The organism is Traorella sp. mt218 (genome assembly GCF_055420025.1).
In genome coordinates, this window is sequence record NZ_JBVAYM010000050.1 from 1 (window position 1) to 3,331 (window position 3,331).

Here is a 3,331-nt window from a genome sequence, read left to right on the forward strand (position 1 = left end):
GGAAATCATTAAAATTATTTTATAGGAGGTATTTTCAATGAAATTAAAAGGAATCATAGAAACAGATTTTAGCTTTGCCCTGGTAAGAATTGCATTTGGAGAAAAAGATGGCAAAGATTTTGGACAGGTCTCATTTCCTGTCATAGGTGATATGCATAATGATGTCGACGAAGCCAAATTAACAGATACAACAGCCGATTTCGTCTTTGATATCAATGGCATGCCAAGCAACATCCACTTAGAAAAAAAAGAGAACGATTGGCAGGGAACCTTTGAAATGCCGTCCACCTCTTTAAAGATAAATCTTATTATCAAACCTATCAGTGATGAACCTGATTTTGCGCCACATTCTTATACCATCCCCCAAGATAACATCAACAAGCTGCAACAGCATAACGAATATAAAAATGAACCTTGTGAAGAAATCTTAAGATATGAACTGAACAATCAAAAGGTACTCAGCTACATCAAAGAAAAAGGCATCGATGTTGACAATCATCATGATTTCTCAACCATTTGTACATTATTAGAAAAAGTTGCGTCAACATATCATCATGATGGTGCCAATTATACACATGACAAAGAAAATATCGGTACGATTGCACAGATCGAATATGCCCAAAAACAAAACAATTATACGAATTGTCGTGGAATGGCAATTATTCTTACTGGTGTTTTAAGGGCCTATGGATTTCAAGCAAATGTTGTAGAATGCTATAGTGATGATAGTAATAGTCCAGAAATTCATGTTGTTTGCGAAGTTTTCTGTGAAGATTTAAATAAAACTATTCTTTTAGATCCTTCCAATAATCTTATTTATTATTTAGATGGTCAGCCTCTTTCACTTTTTGAACTTAGAGAAGCAATGATCAATAATCAAAGTGAAAAAATTACCATAAATGAGGATGCTTCTCATAATGGTGAAGAAGTTTCAACAATTCAATTATTAGCTTATATGAGTAAAAATTTAATGTTTTTAGTAAAAGGAATTGATTCAGATGAAACCCATGAATTACGTGATGAAAACAGAATCTGTCTGGTGCCCACTGATTATTTAGATAAAGATGATCCAAAAGCAGCCATTCGTACTGATAACATTCAAGAATTTTATATTTCAAAATAAAAACTGCAGGAAGTGCATTTCTTTATCCACATAGCTTTTCTCTTTATAATTAGGCAAAATATAATCCATGATTCTACTTCTCACTTCCCACTAATCTTTCAAAGACCACCTGCTTATCGAATATCCTTTCATTTCCTTCTGCATCTACATATCTTTTTTTATCTGTCTTATTAAATGAAACAATTGATAAATCTGCTTTATTTCCCACCTGAATCATATTATCAAGATGAAGGATCTTAGCAGGTCTAATCGATATGGCATCAAGAATCTGACTTTCATCCAATCCAAGATTGTAAATTTTCGTGACGATTTCTGCCAAGGAAGAAATTATATCCGGATAATTATTTGCATGCAGATCTGAAGAGATTAAGTGTGGTATAAGTCCTAATTTAAAGGCTTTCTCAGCAACATCAAAGCTAAAACTTGCTGAACCGTGACCTACATCAAATAAAACACCTTTTTGATACTTCTTTATGGCTAATTTATTCAATTCACCATTTTCAAGAAACAATCCACCTTTTTTTCCATGATAGATATGAGTAAGAATATCCCCTTTTTCTACTAATGATAATACTTCATCCAATTTAGGAGGTTCATTACCCACATGGATCATGAGCGGCAAATGCAATCTATGTGCAAACTGAATCCCCGATCGTATGGGTTCTATTCCTTTATCTTTCACAACACTTTTGCTTGCTCTTAACTTCACTCCACATATCACATCAGGATATTTTTTTATAGCCTTCATTAATTTATCTTCATCTAACCAGCAGTTTTCTGAAAATTCACACGAATTTTTCGTCAATCCGATAGATGAATAATTTATAAATATTTTTACTCGAGTTTTCATCTCAGATAAATCATCCATGAAATCATCGATATCATCTGCACCGCAGCTTCCAGCATCTACCAGACTTCTGACATTTTTACATATCCCTATTTCATCTGCATACAATCCCAAATTTGTCCTTTTATGGAAACAATGGACATGCATATCAGTCACTGATGGAACGATCCACTTATCACAACAATCCAATATCTCGTCTGCATCATATATAGCTTTTCCAATTGAATGAATGATTCCATTACAAATTGCTATATCTGCTTTTCTATTTTCACCACTTCTTGGGTCATATATTCTTCCATTTTTTAATAATATCTTCATACTGTTCCTTTTCTCCCCCAATATACATTTGGATTGAACGTATATCATATGCCGATAAAACAGTTGTTTTTACTAAATTATTTTCTATTCAAACACATCCACCAAATGAATTGCTTCAAGCAGATCATTTCTTTGAATGACCATTGGCATACGATTCATAGAATACTTCGTACTCATGCTCTCATCAATGATTTCCAATAATTCTTCATCACTGATATCATCAAGACCGATCTCCTTCAAATGACATGGCAGACCCATAGCATGATAAAATTCTCTTAACTCATGAATGTTTTCATCATTTTCTAAAAAAAGCTGTACCAGCAAGGAAAAAGCGACCAGTTCACCATGCAAGCTTTTCTGACACTTTTTTGAGAAACCATAACTCAATGCATGAGCACCGCTGCCACCGCTATTCGCAAAAGAGATCCCGCTCATATACAGAATCGCTTCATAACATCTTGACAATGCTTCTGACATAAGTCCTTCTTCAACATCATTTTTAGCCTGCATGCCGTAATTAAGAATCGTATCTTTGCAGCTGCGACATAACATTTCAACAGAAACCGGTACCTTGTGATGTTTTGCTTCATAATAGGTAGATAACGCATCCCCTATGCCGCTAATGAAAAGCCGTAAAGGCACTTGCGAAAGCACGCTTTCATCCACCAGGACCTTTTTCGGGCAGCCACATTCAATGTATTCACCATCAACAACAGCCACAGAAGTACATGGAGCATCTGTTGCAGGACTTGTCGGTACCAGGATACAATCAATATTCTGTCGATGAGCCGCAAGCTTTGCCTGATCCATGATCCTTCCACCGCCAATCCCTACGACAACATCACAATTTCCGATGTCCTGTATATCAAAAACAAAACGAACCCCCTCATCAAAACCATTTACGATCGTTTTACGATATTTTTCAAATACATGGCCATCAGCAAGAACCACTACCCTTTGATATTCACTGACATAATCTTTTAGATGAGATAAAAGACCATCTTTTTGAACATAGTAACCAACATTTTTAATTTCCATAATAA

3 protein-coding genes are annotated in these 3,331 nt (G+C 34.9%); 1 reads left to right on the forward strand and 2 read right to left on the reverse strand.

What is annotated here, in order from left to right:
* Positions 1–37: 37 nt before the first annotated feature.
* Positions 38–1,123 carry a hypothetical protein gene (locus ACZYT3_RS12620; RefSeq protein ID WP_464088897.1) on the forward strand — a complete coding sequence of 362 codons (1,086 nt, stop codon included), beginning with the start codon at positions 38–40 and terminating at the stop codon, positions 1,121–1,123.
* 73 nt (positions 1,124–1,196) lie between these two features.
* On the opposite strand, the gene ACZYT3_RS12625 is transcribed toward ACZYT3_RS12620, so the two are convergent.
* Complete coding sequence (locus tag ACZYT3_RS12625; protein WP_464088898.1) at positions 1,197–2,288, reverse strand: hypothetical protein; 1,092 nt, start codon at positions 2,286–2,288, stop codon at positions 1,197–1,199.
* 84 nt (positions 2,289–2,372) lie between these two features.
* Positions 2,373–3,331 (reverse strand): iron-containing alcohol dehydrogenase (locus ACZYT3_RS12630; protein WP_464088899.1); only part of this gene is annotated, 959 nt, incomplete at its 5' end.